At 55.8% G+C, this 19,268-nt stretch carries 14 protein-coding genes and 1 pseudogene; 3 read left to right on the top strand and 12 right to left on the bottom strand.

From position 1 onward, the window contains the following. Positions 1 to 28 precede the first annotated feature (28 nt). From Q1K76_RS06090 to Q1K76_RS06045, 10 genes and pseudogenes are all read right to left on the bottom strand, one after another. Positions 29 to 730 (bottom strand): annotated as a pseudogene (locus tag Q1K76_RS06090) (TraG family conjugative transposon ATPase); the annotation flags it as partial. A 369-nt stretch (positions 731 to 1,099) separates the two neighbouring features. Then, entirely contained in the window at positions 1,100 to 3,814 is a 2,715-nt protein-coding gene (gene ppdK, locus Q1K76_RS06085; protein ID WP_300131859.1) for a pyruvate, phosphate dikinase, read from the bottom strand. Positions 3,815 to 4,063: 249 nt separating this feature from the next. Next, positions 4,064 to 5,308, bottom strand: a complete 1,245-nt coding sequence (locus Q1K76_RS06080; RefSeq protein WP_087407585.1) for a DUF418 domain-containing protein — start codon at positions 5,306 to 5,308, stop codon at positions 4,064 to 4,066. Continuing rightward, positions 5,295 to 6,233, bottom strand: coding sequence for an EamA family transporter (locus Q1K76_RS06075; RefSeq protein WP_300131855.1), 939 nt, complete (start codon positions 6,231 to 6,233; stop codon positions 5,295 to 5,297). Before Q1K76_RS06075 ends, Q1K76_RS06080 begins: the two co-directional genes overlap by 14 nt. Before the next feature lie 13 nt (positions 6,234 to 6,246). Next, complete coding sequence (locus Q1K76_RS06070; protein ID WP_300131852.1) at positions 6,247 to 7,422, bottom strand: MalY/PatB family protein; 1,176 nt, start codon at positions 7,420 to 7,422, stop codon at positions 6,247 to 6,249. A gap of 4 nt (positions 7,423 to 7,426) precedes the next feature. Continuing rightward, entirely contained in the window at positions 7,427 to 8,293 is an 867-nt protein-coding gene (locus Q1K76_RS06065) for a DUF3737 family protein (RefSeq protein WP_087407582.1), read from the bottom strand. A gap of 114 nt (positions 8,294 to 8,407) precedes the next feature. Next, positions 8,408 to 9,328, bottom strand: a complete 921-nt coding sequence (locus Q1K76_RS06060; protein ID WP_300131849.1) for a helix-turn-helix transcriptional regulator — start codon at positions 9,326 to 9,328, stop codon at positions 8,408 to 8,410. Positions 9,329 to 9,498: 170 nt separating this feature from the next. Next, a complete protein-coding gene (locus Q1K76_RS06055) occupies positions 9,499 to 10,410 on the bottom strand; it encodes an AraC family transcriptional regulator (RefSeq protein ID WP_087407580.1) in 912 nt (303 codons plus the stop codon). A gap of 182 nt (positions 10,411 to 10,592) precedes the next feature. Continuing rightward, the gene (locus Q1K76_RS06050; RefSeq protein WP_258327277.1) at positions 10,593 to 11,774 is read right to left on the bottom strand and encodes an iron-containing alcohol dehydrogenase; all 1,182 of its coding nucleotides are present in this window, start codon (positions 11,772 to 11,774) and stop codon (positions 10,593 to 10,595) included. Positions 11,775 to 11,801: 27 nt separating this feature from the next. After that, a complete protein-coding gene (locus tag Q1K76_RS06045) occupies positions 11,802 to 12,632 on the bottom strand; it encodes a carboxymuconolactone decarboxylase family protein (RefSeq protein WP_300131845.1) in 831 nt (276 codons plus the stop codon). Positions 12,633 to 12,923: 291 nt separating this feature from the next. Here Q1K76_RS06045 and Q1K76_RS06040 point away from each other — a divergent pair, with 291 nt between their 5' ends. Both Q1K76_RS06040 and rlmD read left to right on the top strand, forming a co-directional pair. After that, a complete protein-coding gene (locus Q1K76_RS06040; protein WP_087407577.1) occupies positions 12,924 to 13,820 on the top strand; it encodes an AraC family transcriptional regulator in 897 nt (298 codons plus the stop codon). A 259-nt stretch (positions 13,821 to 14,079) separates the two neighbouring features. After that, positions 14,080 to 15,495: a 23S rRNA (uracil(1939)-C(5))-methyltransferase RlmD gene (gene rlmD / locus Q1K76_RS06035; RefSeq protein WP_258327276.1), complete on the top strand. Its 1,416-nt coding sequence runs from the start codon at positions 14,080 to 14,082 to the stop codon at positions 15,493 to 15,495. A gap of 89 nt (positions 15,496 to 15,584) precedes the next feature. Here the strand turns inward: rlmD and Q1K76_RS06030 are convergent, their stop codons facing one another. After that, positions 15,585 to 16,832, bottom strand: coding sequence for an anaerobic sulfatase-maturation protein (locus Q1K76_RS06030; RefSeq protein ID WP_300131841.1), 1,248 nt, complete (start codon positions 16,830 to 16,832; stop codon positions 15,585 to 15,587). A gap of 106 nt (positions 16,833 to 16,938) precedes the next feature. Next, positions 16,939 to 17,373 (bottom strand): YkvA family protein, encoded by a 435-nt coding sequence (locus tag Q1K76_RS06025; protein ID WP_258327274.1) that lies wholly within the window; start codon positions 17,371 to 17,373, stop codon positions 16,939 to 16,941. Positions 17,374 to 17,724: 351 nt separating this feature from the next. Between Q1K76_RS06025 and Q1K76_RS06020 the strand changes: the two genes are divergently transcribed. Then, positions 17,725 to 19,239 (top strand): arylsulfatase, encoded by a 1,515-nt coding sequence (locus Q1K76_RS06020; RefSeq protein WP_300131839.1) that lies wholly within the window; start codon positions 17,725 to 17,727, stop codon positions 19,237 to 19,239. Positions 19,240 to 19,268: the final 29 nt, after the last annotated feature.

Here is a 19,268-nt window from a genome sequence, read left to right as displayed (position 1 = left end):
CGTTCCTAATCTCTTGCCAAAGAGATATTTACGATGCAACCTTTACGGGCGCACACAGGTACTTGATGTACTCCGCCATCGTGGGCGAGGCGATGGCCTTCCACGCCTCTTCGATTATCAGGGCCTTGCGCCCCTTCTTGATGCGCATTTTCTGGAGGAACACGTCCATGATGATGAGCACCACGATGGGAAAAAGCACGGGGTCATCTTTTATCTTGTCGATTTCGAAGACGATGAAACGCTCGTTGAAGAGGTCAACGTCCAGGTCGGCGTTCAGCGTCATTTCCAGCTCGCCGCCCCGGTAGAACTGCTTGAGGATGGCGGCGAAGTTGTGTATGTCGAATGTTATTTTCTCTAGGGAAGTGATTTGCGGGATGCGCTCCACGGCGAACTCGTAGTAGGAGTTGAAGGAAAGTTCCCTGACCTTCAACCGCCGTTTCTGCTCCTCCATGCGGTCTATCTGCTTGTCTATCTTGACAAGCATGGTATTCTCGTACAGCTCCTTGCGGTATTTCTCCACGATATGTGCGGCGTGTTCCCTTTCGGACTCCGAGGCGGCCTTGTCTCGTATGAGTGCCATGAGCGAACGGCACTGGCGGACGAGTTTCATGCGCCTGACTTCCGAGGGGAGCAGCAGGGCGCGGCTTTCCGGCACTTCCGGCTGGTCATTGGCGTTTATCAGGCGGTCGATGTCCTCCATCTCGTGGTTGTATTTCTGTTCTAGGTTTTCTGACCATTGTTTTTAATGTCGTCATAATCAATACTTTTAGGTTGTTGAATCGTGGTGTAAGCAGGTGTAAGCAACAGGGTCTTTTGGTGTAAGCAGGGAGTAAGCAAATACGCTCATTTGGCTCATTTATTGCGGTCAAGTGAACGAACCGCCTAAACGCAACTCAGGCTGTAATCTACCGCTAATGCAGTGAATTACAGCCTGATATTATGATTTAGAAATATTTAGCCTGAGGGCTTCTAATCTTAGAGAGTGTCCTCTACAGCAGCCTGCGCCATAACAATACTTTTCTAAATTTCAATTACTTACAGACTTGGTGTAAGCCCAGAGTAAGCGAATATTTATTCAATATTGTTTTAACCGTAGGTTTTAGAACTCAATAGCCGCTTGTGCGGCAGCTACGCGGGCGATGGGCACGCGGTAGGGGCTGCACGATACGTAGTTCATGCCCAGTTTGGCGCAGAACTTAACCGACGAGGGTTCGCCACCGTGCTCACCGCAGATACCTACCTTGAGGGTCGGTTTGGTCGAACGGCCTTTCTCTACACCCATGCGGACGAGTTGGCCCACGCCTTTCTGGTCGAGCACTTCGAACGGGTCGGTTTTGAGGATACCTTTCTCTTTGTAGATCTTGAGGAACTTGCCGGCATCGTCGCGCGAGTAACCGAAGGTCATCTGCGTGAGGTCGTTCGTACCGAACGAGAAGAAGTCGGCTACCTCGGCAATCTGGTCGGCCGTAACGGCGGCACGGGGTACCTCGATCATCGTACCTACCTTGTAGGCTACCGTATCGCCGCGCTCTTCGAATACCTGAGCGGCTACGCGGTTGATGACATCGGCCTGCATTCTCAACTCCTCAACCACACCTACGAGAGGTACCATGATTTCGGGGTGAACGTCGATACCGCGGGCTTTCACGTTGAGGGCGGCCTCGATGATGGCGCGGGCCTGCATCTCGGTGATTTCGGGATAGGTGCAACCCAGACGGCAGCCACGGTGTCCCAGCATGGGGTTGAACTCGGCCAGCGAGTCGCAGGCGAGTTTTACCTCTTCGATGCTCATGCCCATCTCTTCGGCCAGTTCTTTCTGCGTAGCGAGTTGATGGGGTACGAACTCGTGCAAGGGGGGATCGAGCAGACGGATCGTTACGCCCAGACCGTCCATGGCTTCGAAGATGCCTTCGAAGTCGCCGCGTTGCATGGGCAACAGTTTGTCGAGGGCGTGACGACGGCCTTCTTCATCTTTCGAAAGAATCATTTCGCGCATGGCTTTGATGCGGTCGCCTTCGAAGAACATGTGCTCGGTACGGCACAGACCGATACCGCGGGCACCGAACTTGCGGGCTACGGCTGCATCGCGCGGCGTATCGGCGTTGGTGCGAACGTCTACTTTGGTATATTTGTCGGCCAGGTTCATGATGGCAGCAAAGTCGCCGCTCATGTCGGCATCGACGGTGGGAACTTGTCCGTCGTATACTTCGCCGGTCGAACCGTTCAACGAAATCCAGTCGCCCTCTTTGTATACCTTGCCGGCCATCTCTACGGTGCGGGCCTTGTAGTCGACCTTGATTTCGCCGGCACCCGATACGCAGCATTTACCCATACCGCGGGCCACAACGGCAGCGTGCGAGGTCATACCACCGCGGGCGGTGAGGATACCTTGAGCCACGTTCATACCGCGCAGGTCTTCGGGCGAGGTTTCGATACGGACCATAATCACTTTTTTACGTTTCTCGGCCCAAGCTTCGGCATCGTCGGCAAAGAATACGATTTGGCCGGTAGCGGCACCCGGCGATGCGGGCAGACCTTTAGCCACGACTTTCACGCGTTTTACGGCGTCTTTGTCGAATACAGGGTGCAGCAGCTCGTCGAGCTTCTGAGCTTCCATACGTTTCAGAGCGGTCTTCTCGTCGATGATGCCGGCACGCAGCATGTCCATGGCGATTTTTACCATGGCGGCACCGGTGCGTTTGCCGTTACGGGTTTGGAGCAACCACAGTTTGCCATCCTGGATGGTAAACTCGAGGTCTTGCATATCCTTGAAGTAGTCTTCGAGTTTCTGTTGGGTCTCGATGAGGTCTTTGGCGCACTCGGGCATCGACTCCTCGAGCGAGGGGTATTTGCTGGCACGCTCCTCTTCGCTGATGCCTTGCAGGGCAGCCCAGCGGCGAGAGCCTTCGAGGGTGATTTGCTGGGGTGTGCGTACACCGGCAACCACATCCTCGCCTTGTGCGTTGATGAGGTATTCGCCGTTGAAGATGTCTTCGCCGGTAGCGGCGTCGCGGGTGAAGGCTACACCGGTAGCCGACGTGTTGCCCATGTTGCCGAATACCATGGCCTGTACGTTCACGGCCGTACCCCACTCTTCGGGGATCTGGTTCATGCGGCGGTAGAGGATGGCGCGTTCGTTCATCCAGCTATCGAATACGGCGCAGATGGCACCCCACAGTTGCTCCCAGGGCGAGGTGGGGAAGTCTTTGCCGGTGTTCTCCTTGACAGCGGCTTTGAAGAGGCGAACCAGCTCTTTGAGGTCTTCGACCTGCAGCTCGGTGTCGCTCTTGATGCCTTTGGCCTCTTTCACCTTGTCCATCACCTCTTCGAAGGGGTCGATGTCTTCTTTGGTCTTGGGTTTCATGCCCAATACCACGTCGCCATACATCTGTACGAAACGACGGTACGAGTCCCAGGCGAAACGGGGATTGCCCGATTTCTTGGCGATGGCCTCTACGGCCTCGTCGTTCATACCCAGGTTGAGCACGGTATCCATCATACCCGGCATGGAGACGCGGGCACCCGAACGAACCGATACCAACAGCGGGTTGGTGGCGTCGCCGAACTTCGTGCCGGTGAGGCTTTCGATGTGGGCGATGGCTTGCTCTACGTCGTTTTGGATCTCCTTAACGACGGCTTCACGCCCTTGTTGAGTATATGTTGTACAAACCTCGGTGGTGATGGTGAATCCCGGGGGTACAGGAACACCGATGAGATTCATCTCTGCCAAGTTGGCGCCTTTGCCTCCCAGCAGGTTTTTCATGTCGGCACGGCCTTCTGCTTTACCGTTGCCAAAAGTATAAACTCTTTTCATAGATAAATAAGTATATGATATTTATATAATTGTTTTCGTGTCCGGCTTCATGACCCGATTGGTAAACCGGCATAAAACATTATGCAAAAATATAGGATTCGCGCAAACAACAAAAATATTTTGCTACAAATTTTAACGCTATGTATTTTTTATTTGTATTACGGTCTCGGGCAGAAGGTCCGAGGGGTGGAATCGATGCGGTATATCCTGTTTTTTAACAGTCTGGCTCATTCGGATAGCGTGGAGCTTCTAAGGTTCCACGCCCGACCGGGGTTTGCGGCAGGCTATCCAGTGGCCATAGGTGAGCATGCGCCAGATCCACTCGAGCGGCCCGAACCGGAAGGTGTTCAGCCACATGCGGCTGAAGGCCTGCTGCACGACAAACACGACCAGTACAATCAGCTCGGTCGTGGCCAGACTGATGGTGGAGCCCAGTCCCAGCCCGATGCCGTAGAAGATGAACATGCCCGCCAGCGACTGCCCTATGTAGTTGCTCAAGGCCATGCGTCCCGGTGCGGCCAGCCAGGTGAATGCCTTCAGACGGGGGCGTGCGAGATAGAGCAGGCCGAACCCCGAGGCGTAGGCAAATGCCATGGGATAGACGCTCACGAAGTAGAGCAGGCTGTGGATGGAGAGCCCCCAGGGATGGGCGTTCATCGAACTCCAGGCGTAGAGCAGCGAGAGGGGGAGTCCGACCATCAGACCACCGGCAAAGAGCCGTTTCAGCCACGGCTTATTCTCTTCCAGTCGGGCATAGAGTCGTTGTCGCCCGATGTAGTAGCCTATGAGAAAGAGCCCCAGTACCTTGAAGTAGCGGTTGCCGTCGATAAACTCCTGCATCCGCACCAGGGCTCCCTGAATCAGGAATTGAAACACCTCGTTGTAGCCGGTGGCGTCGTGCAGCCAATAGGCAAAGTTGGCATCGGTGATGCCGAACCGGGCACAATATATCTGCTGCAGCTCTACCACCCGGGCCGAGGGGTTGGTGTGGGTAAGTTCGCACACGGTATCGATGCACACGGGGATGAAGAGCAGTGCCAGAGCTGCGGCCAGCAGCCGGCGGTCGGAGAGGTGGCGAAACAGCGGGAGCAGCATGCCCAGCAGCGCATAGAGCAGTAGGATGTCGCCGCTCCAGAGAAATATTAGGTGCAGCCCGCCGATGAGAGCCAGCAGGACCATACGCCGGTAAAACACGCGCAGGGCATTCCCGCCCTTGCGGGTCACGTTGCTCAGGATGATGGAAAAGCCGATGCCGAACAGCAGGGAGAAGAGGGTGTAGAATTTGCCGTCGACCAGGAGATAGAGCAGGTAGCGAAGGCCGCGGTCGCCACCCGAGGCGGGCAACTGGGCCGCATCGTCGGCCGGGAGGAAGGTGTAGAGCGAAAACTCGGGAAAGTTGGCCAGTGCGATGCCCAGGATGGCGAAGCCGCGCAGGGCGTCGAGTATCACATACCGTTCGGACGAACGTATGGGGGAGAGGTTATTGTTTGTCATGTCGTTTCGGAGATTGTGGAGTTCGCATTTCGACCAGTATCACGCTGGCGAGGATAATGGCCAGTCCGGCCAGTTGCAGCAGGCTCACCTCTTCGTGGCCGATATATACCCCGATGACCACCGCCACCACCGGGTTGACATAGGCGTGGGTGGCCACCTCGGTGGCGGGCCGCACCTTCAGCAGCCACACATAGGCGGTGTAAGCCAGCAGCGAGCCGAAGAGTATGAGGTAGAGCAGCGACAGCCACGAGCCGGTCGAGACCGCTGCCCAGTCGACCCGCGTCGTGTCGCCCGCAGCCCAGGCACAGAGCCAGAACAGGATGCTGGCAAAAATCATCTGCCACGCCGCCCCCGCAAAGGCGTTTACCGCCTCGGCTTCAGCCGACCGGTATTTGGCGTAGAGCGTGCCGAGTGCCCACGATATGCAGCCGGCCACCAGAATCAGGATGCCGTACTCGTGGTGCATGGCGGTGTGGGAGTCGGCAGCCAGTTGTTCCAGGTAGAGCAGCCCCACGCCGGCAAATCCGGCCAGCAGACCCGCAATCGTGCGTAGGCTGCGAAAGTTTCTTTTCCACATGGGCACGTCGAGCAGTATGATCCAGATGGCTGTCGACGAGGCGACAATCGCCACGAGGCTGCTGCTCACGTAGCGTTGGGCCAGCATGATGACGGCCATGTCGACAAACAGCAGCACGATACCGCTCACGGCCGACCGCCTGATGAGCTGCGGGCACATCACCCGCTCGCCCCGCCAGCCACAGAGCGCCAGCAGCAGGAGCCCCGCTGCTGAGAAGCGCAGGGCCCCCAGCAGAAAGGTGGGGATGTCGTGCAGAGCCACACCGATGAAGTAGTAGGTCGAGCCCCATACTACATAGATGAGGAAGTAGGCCAGCACAACGGCCGCTCCGTGTCGTGTATGTGCCATGCGTCTCATGTGGTTAACGGTTTGCAGACAACGATTCGACAAACGAGCGGAAGCGCATCAGGGCTTCGTGCAGTACCGAGCGGGGGCAGGCGATATTCCAGCGCACGAACCCTTCGCCCTCGGCGCCATACATCGTGCCGCTGTTGAGCCACAGTCCGGCTTGCTCCAGCAGGCGGGCCTGCAGCGTGTCCGAGTCGAGGCGCAGGGCCCGACAGTCGGTCCACACCAGGTAGGTGCCCTCGAGTTTCGTGACGGGAATCTGGGGCAGGAAGGTGCGGAAAAACCGGCACATGAAGTCGTAGTTGACCTTTAGGTAGTCGAGCAACTGGGTCAGCCACTCTTCGCCCTCTTTGTAGGCGGCTATGGTAGCCTCGATGCCGAAGGGGTTGACGTCGCACACCTCGTTGATGTTGATGGCCCGGTCGATGGCCTGGCGCACCGCTTCGTCGCACGAGACGATGTTGGCAATCTGCAGGCCGGCCAGGTTGAAGGCTTTGCTGGGCGACAGGCAGGTGATGGAGTTTTGCAGGAGGCTCTCGTCGATGGATGCGAAGGGGGTATAGGTGTGACCCGGGTATACCAGTTCGCAGTGAATTTCGTCGGCGACTACCTTCACGCCGTTGTGCCGGCATATCTCGCCGATGCGGCGCAACTCATCGCGGCTCCACACCCGGCCAGCCGGGTTGTGTGGATTGCAGAGGAGCATGAGCTTGACGCTCGGGTCGGCCGTCTTGCGCTCCAGGTCGTCGAAGTCGATGCGGTAGGTATTCGCCTCGTACAGGAGTGGGTTGGTCACCACGCGGCAACCGTTGTTGCGAATCGAAGAGAAGAAGCAGTTGTATACCGGGGTCTGCACCACCACGCCGTCGCCCGGACGGGTCAGTGCCTTGATGATGACCGAGAGGGCCGGGACTACCCCCGAGGTGTAGACAATCCACTCGCGCTCGATGTGCCAGCCGTGGCGACGGGCGAACCACCCGGTCACTGCCGCATAGTATTCGTCGGGCACACGCACATACCCGAATATGCCGTGTTGCACGCGTCGGGCCAGGGCATCGACAACGGGCTGTGCCGTGCGGAAGTCCATGTCGGCCACCCAGAGGGGGAGCACCCGGTCGTCGTCCGTGCTGTCCCACTTGTACGACCGGGTATTCCGCCGAGGTATTATTTCATCGAAATCGTAGTACATAGGCTTACAGGTTGGAATCGGCTGTCGTCTCCCGGGCCGTGAGTTTGCAGTCGCCGGGAGCCTTGATGTTCTCGTCCAGGATAATCTCGTCGAAGCGGTCGGCCGTGATGCTGCCCGTGCGGGGGTTCTTCACGCTGCGGATGGCTCCGTTCAGGGTCGCCTGCACGCTGCTGTATTCGAAGGCCAGGTCGCAGTCGGGGGCCATGGTGCAGTTTTCCATCACCAGGTCGTGGGCATAGCACAGCGGTTGGGTACCCGATATTTTGCAGTTGACCAGGCGCAGGTGGTGGGAGTGCCAGCCCAGATACTCGCCGTTTATCTCCGAGTCGTAGACGGTCACGTTTTCGGTATTCCAGAAGGCATCCTTCGAGTTGATGACCGCGTTGCGGATAACCACATTCCTGCAGTATTGGAACGAGTAGTTACCGTTCTGCACGTAGTCTTCGATTTCGATATTCCCGCTGTGCATGAACAGGTAGTCGGCGTGGTCTACCCGTACGTTTTTCAGGTGCACGTTGTTGCAGTGCCACAGCGTCTCCTGCGCATCGGGTATCTCCACGTTCTCGAGCTTGATGCCCTCCATCTCGCGAAACATCTTGGGGGCTTCGACCCGGGTGTCGGTCATCTCCAGATTGCGCGAGTACCACAGGGCGGCGCGGGCCCCCTCGGTGAACAGACAGTTCTTTATGGTAAATCCGTCGACATGCCAGAACGGATACTTGCCTTCGAAGCGGCAGTTTTCGGCCACGATGTGGCTGCACTCTTTCAGAGCCGATTCACCGGCGTGGATGGTGACATGGTCGAGTTGTAAATCGTGCGAAGCGAACAACGGGCGCTCGCCACCGAATTCGGTATTTTGGATGCGTTTCATAGGTTATATGTTTTTAGAGTTGTTTAGTCGCTAAGATTACGGGTTCTCCAACTGTGGGGATGTTGAATCCCGATATTCATCTCGGTAATTTGTCTCTCCTGTTTTTACGATGAATCAGTTGTTGAGGTTCAAAGGTCCTGAGCCCGGGCAGAGCCTGAAATCTTCGGGTGTCTGCCCTTTGAGTTTCTTGAACAGGGTACAGAAGGCCTGCCCCGTGGGGAAGCCAAGTTCTCGAGCTATGTCGGTTACACTTCGGGTATCCTGTTTCAATAGCTGTTCGGCCCGGGCAATCTGTTTCAGCCTGATGTAGTCGGCGGTACATTTGCCGGTTTCGTGGCACAACATGTCGTTGAGGTAGTCGGGCGAGCAATCGAGTTGGCTGGCCAGCGTGGCCGTGGTGGGCAACGGATGGCAGCGGGCCCGGCCCGACCGGAAAAAGTCGTCGACATACCGGTCGGTCCAGTCGACCAGCCGCAGGTTGGCATCGTGCCGCAAGATAAACTGGCGGTGGTAGAAGCGGGTAATGTAGTCGAGCAGTAACTTGATTCTTTCGGCCAGAATCGTGTAGCTGTATTCGTCGATGCCCCAGTTCAATTCTTCCTCGATTTCGTCTATCTCCCGCTCCAGGAGGAGTCGCTCCCGTCGAGAGAGGTGCAGGCACTCATCGGTATTGTAGTTGAAAAAGGTATAATGACCATCACCTTTCGCCCGCAGCGGGTCTAAGACCGATGCGTGAAAGCAGAGCAGTCGTCCTTCGGCCTTACCGGCATCGCACTGCCACAGCTCCCGAGCCATGGGGCGTCCCGGCTGCAGGGCAAAGAGTATCCCGTCGCTGAAGTCGCACGCCCGCCATCCGAGAGTCGACGGACAACAGCCGCACCACGCTTTCAGCCATACAGTATAGAACCCGAATTGAAACAGGTCGGGCCGGTCGGTTGTCTCGGACAACCGAATGACACTCACCAGCGGGTTGGACGTTTGGGTCGACAACAGCTGGTTGCATCGGGCAATCGTTTTTACAGTTAGTGGTTTCATCTTCACAACAGCCTTGCTGCCTCATGGTCTCCCTGAGTGCCCGGTGACTTCCGGGGCCGACAGGAATCACGATACAAAAGTAGAGCTTGCAAAGAGGGTGTGCGGTATACAAATCCTCGCATTATGTACCCCGATTACGGATTTGCTGCGATGAGGTCGATACAGGTCTGTTATGATAATCGCGAGGCCAAGAACTCGCCAATGGTCTGCCCGGTCATCTGTTTGAAAAATCGCATCAGGTGGTTTGGTTCAGAGAAGTGCAGCCTGAAGGCAATCTCTTTCACCGAGCGGCCCGAGAAGAGCAATTCGTTCTTCACCTCTTGCAGCAGACGCTGTTTCAGCAGGTGGACGGCCGACAGCCCGAACTCGCGTTTGACCGCCTTGTTGAGCGATATGCGGCTGATGTTCATCGCATCGGCGTAGTCGCTCACGTGAGTCATCTCGGCGATGTGTTTTTCGAGCAGTTCTTTGTACTGGTAGGCATAGTTGTTGAGCGGTGCATCGAACGGCAGGCCGAATAACCCGGCATACAGCCGGTTGAGAAGCAGCAGAAACTGATAGAGGTAGGCCACGATCATGTGGTAGCTGTCGGCAACGGGTTCGTGCAGCTCGTGCTTCATCTTCGAGAGCAGGTCGAGGTAGGGAGCCATGGCCGTCACCTCCAGGTCGAAGTGGGTAGGGTAGTCGTGCTGGTAGCAGTACAGCAAGCGGTACATGAAGTATTTGTCGGAGAGGAAGTTGTTGATAAACTCCTCTTGAAATATCAGGAAGGTATAGTCCAGCTTGTCGAGGTCGACATGCCACTCTTGCCACTGAAAAGGCGAGATAATCAGCACCATGCCGGGGTGCAGTTCTATCTTTTCGCCCGTCAGGAACAGGTAGCCCTCGGCCTGCCGGAAGAAATAGAACTCGAAGAAATCGGTCTTGTATCGTTTGTCGGCATCGAACCAGCCCCGTTTCTCGCTACTCTCGGCCGTGTTGAGCAGGAAGTCCACGCCACACGAACTCTTGGAGTATTTCAGCAAAGAGATCTGTTTCTCCGTTTGGTCGGTATATATGCCGAATTTCTCGTTGTGATTCATAGCCGATTCGTTTATTTGGCTACAAAAGTAGCGAAAGGTGAGCGCAGAGGCAAAGGAAAACGCAGTTTTCAACTTTGACTTGGCCGTGACGTCTTCTTCCGGTAAAAAAAAGCGGGACTGTACCCACCCCTCGTGTATCGAGTTCGGGTACAGTCCCTGTATTCAAAAGAAACGATGGGTCGTTATCGCCAGGACTCCTCGTAGATGGCTACGATGTCGGCATCGCTCATGGCAATGCGGTCGCTGGTAAACATGATGCCCATGACCTCGCGGGCGTTGCGCATGAACTTCTCGGCCTCGTCGCGTGTGATGCCGTAGTCCGACATCTTCAGGTCGGCCACGCCGCAAGCCTCTTGCAGGCGGGTGAGGGCCGTCAGGAAGTCTTCGGGCTTGTCGGCCTCGGGCATGCCCAGGGCGCGGGCCATGCGGATGAAGCGCTCGTCGCAAGCGTGGTTGCGCACGAAGTAGGCATAGTAGGCCCGGCTGATCATGATGAGGCCGGCACCGTGCGGCAGGTTGGGGTGGTAGGCCGAGAGGGCGTGCTCCATGCCGTGCTCGCTGGTGAGGAGGGTCAGACACATCACTACCCCCGACAGCGTGTTGGCGAAGGCCACGTGGGTACGGGCCTCGAGGTCGTTGCCGTCTTTCACGGCGCGGGGCAGGTATTGGGCCAGATTCTCGATGGCGGTCAAGGCATACATGTCGCTCATCAGGTTGGCCCCTTTGGCTATGTAGCCTTCGACACTGTGGAAGAGGGCATCGAATCCCTGGAAGGCAGTGAATCCGGCCGGCACGCTCAGCATCAGTTCCGGGTCAACGATAGCCAGGTGGGGATACAGAGAGGGGTCGCCGATGAAGGCCTTTTCGAACGTATCCTCTTTGGTGATGACTCCGGCGTTGTCGGTCTCCGACCCGGTACCGGCCGTCGTGGTGATGGCGACGATGGGCAGCGGGGTGTGGGCGATGGGATGTCCTTTGCCCGAGCCTACGGCTACGTAGTCCCACAGCACGCCGTCGTTGGTAGCCATCACGGCGATGGCTTTGGCGCAATCCATTACGCTGCCGCCGCCCAGAGCTACCAGAAAGTCGCACCCGTTGTCGCGGGCAGCCTGTGCTCCGGCATCGACGTTGGCCACCGTGGGGTTGGGGGCTACGCCGTCGAAGAGTGCGGTTTCGATACCGGCCCGTTTCAGCTGCTCTTCGGTGCGGGCCAGGTATCCGTTGGCCCGGGTCGATTTACCGTTCGAGATGATGATCAGTGCCTTTTTACCGGGCATGGGTTGGTCGCCCAGTTTATTCAGTGCTCCTGCCCCGAACATGACGCGGGTAGGAACAAACATGTTGTATTTCAGTCTGGTTTCCATTGTAGGGTTAGGTTTTTAGGGTTAGGTTTATTGGTTCAGTTTGTTATATTCGTCGTCGGTGACGGGCTCGAGCCATTCGTTCGAGGCCGACTCGCCCGGGATTTCAAAAGCCAGGTGGGCAAACCAGCTGTCGGCGGCTGCTCCGTGCCAGTGTTTGACGTTGGCCGGGATGTGGATAACCGTGCCGGGCCGAATCTCTACGGCCGGTTTACCTTCCTCTTGATACCAACCGCGGCCGGCTACGCCGATAAGCATCTGACCGCCGCCGCTGGTGGCCCGGTGGATGTGCCAGTTGTTGCGGCAGCCGGGCTCGAAGGTGACGTTCGACACAATCACCTGTTCGCGCGAGATGGGGGCGAGGTAGCTGTTACCGATGAAATATCGGGCATAGGCCGTGTTGGGCTCGCCGATGGGGAAAATCATCTCTTTCTGGAATGCGGCTTTGGCATCCTCGCCGGTCGTGTCGTCGGCCCATACCTCTTTGGCCAGACGGAAAGCGGCCCAAGCCTTCGGCCATCCGGCATAGAAGCTGATGTGGGTGATGATTTCGGCTATCTCGGTGCGGGTGATTCCGTTCTTCCGGGCCGTTTGCAGGTGGTACGTGAGCGAGCTGTCGGTAATACCCTGGCTGATGAGCGAGGTGATGGTAACCAGGCTGCGGTCGCGCAGTCCCAGACGGTCGGTGCGGCTCCAGACCTCGCCGAAGAGTACGTCGTCGTTAAGTTCCGCGAATTTGGGGGCAAACTCCCCGAGCTGGTCGCGGCCAGCCGTTTGTTTTGTGTTTTCTTGTGCCATAATTGTTATACCATTATTAAATACCCATAGTGCGACAAGCGCAAAGATTACTCTTTTTTTCATACCTTATCTGTTTTTATGGTTTCGATTTTTTTCTGGTACAAAATTAGCAGGGGTGTACCTGAATTTCTGTATACGATTTACGGATGTTTCTACCCGAAACGTGGATTTTGGCGGTTGGCTTTACTTGACGTGCAATGCTATATTTGTAATAGAAAGAGAGTTAGGAGCTTTTCGGACAAAATCTTGTATACCGATTACGGATAGTTGTACCCGAATCATGGATACCACGGCCGAGTCGAGGATATATCGAATTATAATAGTATATTTGCCGTAACGATTAAATTTTGTGTTATGGAAGAGTGGATCAAATTGGATAGTGTAGATCAGTATAACAAGATTTTTGGCTTGGAAACCTTGCACCCGATGGTGGCGGTAATCGACTTGTCGCAAGCTACTCAATGGCCCGAACACCTTAAAATCAGTTATGGCGTATATGCGCTGTTCTTGAAAGAGACGAAATGTGGCGATATTACCTACGGCCGTCAGCCCTACGATTATGGCGAGGGTACGATTGTCTGCTTTGCTCCCGGTCAGGTGGCCGAGGTAGATATGGCGAAGGATGCTCGTCCCAAGGCTCACGGGTTGCTCTTCCATCCCGATTTCATTCGGGGCACCATGCTGGGGCAGGAGATTAAGAAGTATTCGTTCTTCTCGTACGAGACGCGCGAGGCGCTGCACCTCTCCGAGAGCGAGCGCGATACCATCATGGATTGCCTGCAGAAGATCGATGCCGAGTTGCGGCACAATATCGACAAACACAGCCGTCGGCTCATTACGGCCAACATAGGGCTGTTGCTCGACTACTGCATGCGTTTCTATGAGCGGCAATTTACTACGCGCGAACTCCCCAACAAAGATATTATCGTGCGTTTCGAGCGCTTGCTCGACGAGTATTTCGACAGCAAGGCTCCGCAGGAGATAGGGCTGCCTACCGTGAAGTATTTTGCCGAACAGGTATATCTGTCGCCCAACTACTTCGGCGATATGATTCGGAAACAGACGGGAATGACCGTATCGGAACACATCCAGAAGAAACTGATTGCCCGTGCCAAGGAGCTGCTGCTCTCAACCTCGAAGTCGATGAGCGAGATTGCATACAGCCTGGGGTTCCAGTATCCCCAGCACATGAGCCGCATGTTCAAGCGGGTGGTGGGTTGCACCCCCAACGAGTTCCGTCTGCGCGAGTAATAACCCCTGTGCATGGTCAGCTGAAAAGGGTGCGTTTTCCTTTGCCTCTGCGTTCACCTTTCGCTATCTTTTCAGAAGACAGGATGCGGTTCGGCCAAGCAAATAATGCAAGCCTCTTTGCTTGTCGCTCACCTTTCACTATCTTTGGATAAGACAGGATGCGGTTCGGCAGAGTCAAAATTGAAAACTGCGTTTTCTTTTGCCTCTACTCTCACCTTTCACTATCTTTGCACCATTATTATTCTTATACTTATTTGTTTTGGCACGAAAGAAGAAAGAGCTCCCCTTGCTGGAGCAGATTGAGATAACCGGTGTGGCTGCCGAAGGAAAGGCTTTGGCACGAGTGAACGACCTGGTGGTGTTTGTACCCTTTGCCGCTCCGGGCGATGTAGTCGATTTACAGGTGACGCGCAAGAAGCACAGCTACGCCGAGGCGCGTATCGTGAAATTTCACAGCTATTCGCCGCTGCGGGTGCAGCCTTTTTGCGAACACTTCGGGGTGTGCGGCGGCTGCAAGTGGCAGCATGTGACCTACGACTTCCAGTTGCAGTTCAAACGGCAGCAGGTCGAGGACAACCTCACCCGCATCGGCAAGATTCCCTTGCCCGAGGTGTTGCCCACGAAGGGGTCGGCCAAGCAGCAGTTCTACCGCAACAAGCTCGAGTTCTCGTTCTCGAATCGGTCGTGGCTCACCTACGAGCAGTTGCAGTCGGCTCAGGAGTTCGACAGCCGCAATGCGTTGGGGTTCCACATACCGGGCATGTTCGACAAGGTGCTCGACATCAAGAAGTGCTGGCTCCAGGACGACATCTCCAACCGCATACGCCTCTCGATACGGCAGTTTGCCATCGACCACAATTACCCCTTCTTCGACCTACGCGAGCAGACGGGACTCATGCGCAATATCATCGTGCGCACCGCCTCGACGGGCGAAATCATGCTTATCGTCGTCTTCTTCGAGCCCGACCGGGAGCGTATAGAGGCGATGATGCAGCACGTGGCCGACGAGTTCCCCCAGATTACCTCGCTCCTCTATATAGTCAACCAGAAACCCAACGATACCATCACCGACCAGGAGGTGCATCTCTATCGCGGGCGCGACTACATCTGGGAGAGCATGGAGGGGCTGCGCTTCAAGATTGGCCCCAAGTCGTTCTACCAGACCAACTCGGAGCAGGCCTACGAACTCTACAAGGTGGCCCGCGAGTTTGCCGGCCTCACCGGCGACGAACTGGTCTACGACCTCTACACCGGCACGGGTACCATTGCCAACTTCGTGGCCCGGCAGTCGCGCAAGGTCATCGGCATCGAGTATGTGCCCGAGGCTATCGAGGATGCCAAGGAGAATGCCCGTATCAACGGCCTCGACAACACGCTGTTCTATGCCGGCGATATGAAAGATATTCTTACCGAAGAGTTTATCGGTGAACACGGTCGCCCCGATGTCATCATCACCGACCCGCCTCGCGCCGGCATGCACGACGATGTAATCAAGACCATCCTCTTTGCCGAGCCGCGTCGCATCGTCTATGTCAGTTGCAATCCCGCCACGCAGGCGCGCGACCTGTCGCTGCTCGATGCCAAGTATCGCGTGGCGCGCGTGCAGCCGGTCGACATGTTCCCCCATACTCACCATGTAGAGAATGTGGTGTTGCTGGAGCGCAAGGAAGAGTAGGAGAGTATCGCGAAACAGAATCAAGAAAATAGAACAAGCCCCGGAGTCTGGTCTTCAGCACTTCGGGGCTTGTCGTTATGGCAAGAGCGTTAGCATCGCTTTTCGTTCTTCTCGTTTTCGCGAATCCACTGCATCACGTTGGCTGGCGGCCGCTTGTTGTCGAGCTCGTGTTTCATAAAATCCATGTAGGGAGCCACATGCTCGAAAAAGCGGTGATACCCGGCACACAGGTAGTTCAGCCCCGGCTCACCGGTAGCGGTGCGGGCAAACCGGTTTTTGGGGCACTCGCCGTGGCAGGCAAACAGGTAGTCGCACGCTTTGCACTGGGCCGGCAGGCCGTCGCGCTTGTTCTGTCCGAAGGCAATCTGTTGCGGGCTGTTCATCATCTCGATGAGCGACTTGGAGTAGATATTCCCCAGCTTGTATTCGGGGAAGACGAAGTGGTCGCAACTGTACACGTCGCCATTAAACTCCATCACGCCGGCATGGCCGCAAGTCTCGGCCATGGAGCAGATGCCCGGCATCACCCCCGCCCAATTGGCCAGCGTGGCATCGAACAGCTGCACGAAGTACTCGCCCACGTCGTTGCGCACCCATTCGTCGAAGAGGGTGCAGAGAAATTCGCCCCACTGTTCGGGCGAGACCGAGAAGTCGGTCACCCCGTCGCGCGTCTCCTCGTCGGGAGCCGCCAGATGGCGACCGTCGGCGTGCGGATTGATGCGCTCGACGATAGGGGTAAACTGGATATACTTGCAGTGAATATCCTTGAAAAAGTGATAGAAGTCGAGCGGATAATCGGCGTTGAAGTCGTTGACCACGGCCAGGGCGTTCCACTCCACCCCGTGCTTGTTGAGCAGGTTGATACCCTGCATCACCTTCACGAAAGTAGGCCGTCCCTGTTTCGTAAGGCGGTATTCGTCGTGAAACTCCTGCGGGCCGTCGATACTCACCCCCACCAGCCAGTTGTTCTCTTTGAAGAAGCGGCACCAGCTGTCGGTCAGCAGCGTGCCGTTGGTCTGTATGCTGTTCTCGATGACACGGCCCCGACCATACTGCGCCTGCAGCTTCACCACCTTTTGGTAGAAGTCGAGCGGGCGCATCAGCGTCTCGCCGCCATGCCAGATGAAGAGGATATGGTCGCTCGCCTGGCTCTCGATATACTCCTTGATAAACTTCTCGAGCAAACTCTCGCTCATGATATGGCGAGGCGTATCGTGGTAGAGCTTAGCCTTTTCGGTGTAGTAGCAATAGGTACAAGCCAGGTTGCAAATCGATCCCACCGGCTTGGCCATGATATACATGATTCGGTCGAATGGGGTATAGAGTGTCTTTTCCATAATCGAGTCTCTGTGACGTTTTTCTTATCATCTGTAAAGATACAGAAAAGCGAGAATAGAAAAACTATCCTCGCTCGAAATATTTTTATAATATCTTACAAGCGGATTACTCCCTCACCATTTCGTAGCGGGTGCCGAACCATTGGTCGAGGGTTTCATCGACCTGGGCGTTGATTTCGGGGGTGATTTTGCCCTTTATCTTTTTGTAGACATAGAGCACGGCGGCCCCTTCGTCGAGTACCCCGATGAACTTGAACACGGCACTGGGGATGAGGCTTACCGGCGAAATGGTGTAGATGATGGCGGCATAGATGAGAATGCGGTCGAGGGTCGAGGTCTTCTCGTCCTTCATCACGTAGTAGAACTGGAGCAACGGGCGAGCCGCCACACGGCCTACCTTGAGGGCATAGGGCTGCAACTTGATGTATATGCGGTTTATCTTGTCGCGCCAATCGACATTTTTTACTCGGGCCAGAAGCCGTTTGATATCTTTGCCCATAATCATATAGGCTAAAATGGTGATGCAAATGATCGTGAACATATTCTTTTTCGTTTCGTGTTTGTGTATAGAGAGTGTGTTCCGTCTCACAATCTATCGTCGCAAAGATAATTTTTTTACGGAAAAGTTCCGAATCCTGCCAAAAAACTCAAACAAGTTTGGCTTTATTGCGCTCTCCTTTCACTATCTTTTCAGAAGACAGGATGCGGTTCGGCATAGTCAAAAATGAAAACTTTGTTTTCTCTTTGTCTCTGCGCTCTCCTTTCACTATCTTTGTTACACGAAGATAGGAGTCGGCTCGGGATGATCAAACTCGAAATTTCATTTCGTTTTGCTTCTCCTCTCGCCTTTCACTATCTTTATCCCATCCTAACACACACATATCGGAAACAGATGAAATACGGCAGACTTTTATTCCTGGGCGGTGGATTGTTGACCGCCGTTTCCCCGGCATTGGCGCAGAAGAGCGACAAGCCTAATATTATTTTTATCCTGTGCGACGACATGGGATATGGCGATTTGGGGTGTTACGGGCAGCGATATATCGATACGCCCAACCTCGACCGCATGGCTTCGGAGGGTATGCGTTTCACGCAGGCCTATTCGGGCAGTCCCGTGAGTGCTCCGTCACGAGCCAGCATTATGACGGGGCAGCACTCGGGCCACGGCGAGGTGCGTGGCAACAAGGAGTATTGGCCCGAGAGCGGCGAGGTGCGCTATGGCATCAATACCGACTATGCCGTGGTGGGGCAGCACCCGTATGACCCCGACCACGTAATCCTTACCGAGGTGATGAAGGACAACGGCTACACGACTGGCATGTTCGGCAAATGGGCCGGTGGTTACGAGGGCTCGGTCTCTACGCCCGACAAGCGGGGTGTCGACGAGTTCTTCGGTTACATCTGCCAGTTTCAGGCGCATCTGTACTATCCCAATTTCTTGAATCGCTACAACCCGGCTCTGGGCGATACGGCTACGGTGCGCGTTACGCTCGACGAGAATATACGGTATCCCATGTGGGGCGCCGGTTATGGCCAGCGCAAACAATACTCGGCCGACCTCATTCACCAGGCGGCACTCGATTGGCTCGACCGGCAGTCGGCCGACCAACCCTTCTTCGGCTTCTTCACCTACACCTTGCCGCATGCCGAGCTGGTACAGCCCGAAGACTCTTTGCTCAACAAATACCGCGAGCGGTTGGGCGACAAGGGGATATACAACGGCAGCTACTGGAGCCGCTACAATCCTGTGACTCACACGCATGCGCAGTTTGCGGCCATGATCGAGCGGCTCGACCGGTATGTGGGTGAGATTTTGGCTAAGCTCAAAGCCAAGGGATTGGACGAAAATACGATGGTCATCTTCTCGTCGGACAACGGCCCGCACGAGGAGGGTGGGGCCGACCCTACCTTCTTCGGCCGCGACGGCAAGCTGAAGGGGCTGAAGCGTTCGTGCCACGAGGGGGGCATCCGCATTCCGTTCATCGTGCGCTGGCCGGGCCATGTGCCGGTGTCGGTCAATGACCATCAACTGGCGTTTTACGATATTTTGCCCACCTTCTGCGACCTCTCGGGGGTGAAGAATTATGAGAAGCGATATGCCCAGGGGCGCCCCAACTACTTCGACGGCCTCACCTTTGTACCTACCTTGTTGGGGAAGGATAAGAAACAGAAACAGCACGACTTCCTCTACTGGGAGTTTTGCGAGACCGACCAGATAGCCGTACGCCAGGGCGACTGGAAACTCTTTGTCGAGAAGGGCGAGTGCCACCTCTACAACCTGGCCGACGATATTCACGAAGACCACGACCTGGCCGCACAGTATCCCGAGCGGGTCGAGGCCATGAAACGAATCATATTCGAGCAGCACATTGATAACCCCTACTTTAAGGTGACGTTGCCGCAATAGGGCGGGGCATTGCCGTCTGGAGGGACAGG

Origin of the sequence: uncultured Barnesiella sp., from assembly GCF_946496565.1 — a bacterium.
Lineage (GTDB): Bacteria > Bacteroidota > Bacteroidia > Bacteroidales > Barnesiellaceae > Barnesiella > Barnesiella merdigallinarum.
This window is presented reverse-complemented; position numbering and strand designations above follow the sequence as displayed.

Bases quoted from the DNA above. Each gene is read 5' to 3' on its own strand.
- ppdK (WP_300131859.1), bottom strand. From the start codon at position 3,814: ATGAAAAGAGTTTATACTTTTGGCAACGGTAAAGCAGAAGGCCGTGCC.
- Q1K76_RS06080 (WP_087407585.1), bottom strand. From the start codon at position 5,308: ATGACAAACAATAACCTCTCCCCCATACGTTCGTCCGAACGGTATGTG.
- Q1K76_RS06075 (WP_300131855.1), bottom strand. From the start codon at position 6,233: ATGGCACATACACGACACGGAGCGGCCGTTGTGCTGGCCTACTTCCTC.
- Q1K76_RS06070 (WP_300131852.1), bottom strand. From the start codon at position 7,422: ATGTACTACGATTTCGATGAAATAATACCTCGGCGGAATACCCGGTCG.
- Q1K76_RS06065 (WP_087407582.1), bottom strand. From the start codon at position 8,293: ATGAAACGCATCCAAAATACCGAATTCGGTGGCGAGCGCCCGTTGTTC.
- Q1K76_RS06060 (WP_300131849.1), bottom strand. From the start codon at position 9,328: ATGAAACCACTAACTGTAAAAACGATTGCCCGATGCAACCAGCTGTTG.
- Q1K76_RS06055 (WP_087407580.1), bottom strand. From the start codon at position 10,410: ATGAATCACAACGAGAAATTCGGCATATATACCGACCAAACGGAGAAA.
- Q1K76_RS06050 (WP_258327277.1), bottom strand. From the start codon at position 11,774: ATGGAAACCAGACTGAAATACAACATGTTTGTTCCTACCCGCGTCATG.
- Q1K76_RS06045 (WP_300131845.1), bottom strand. From the start codon at position 12,632: ATGAAAAAAAGAGTAATCTTTGCGCTTGTCGCACTATGGGTATTTAAT.
- Q1K76_RS06040 (WP_087407577.1), top strand. From the start codon at position 12,924: ATGGAAGAGTGGATCAAATTGGATAGTGTAGATCAGTATAACAAGATT.
- Q1K76_RS06030 (WP_300131841.1), bottom strand. From the start codon at position 16,832: ATGGAAAAGACACTCTATACCCCATTCGACCGAATCATGTATATCATG.
- Q1K76_RS06025 (WP_258327274.1), bottom strand. From the start codon at position 17,373: ATGTTCACGATCATTTGCATCACCATTTTAGCCTATATGATTATGGGC.
- Q1K76_RS06020 (WP_300131839.1), top strand. From the start codon at position 17,725: ATGAAATACGGCAGACTTTTATTCCTGGGCGGTGGATTGTTGACCGCC.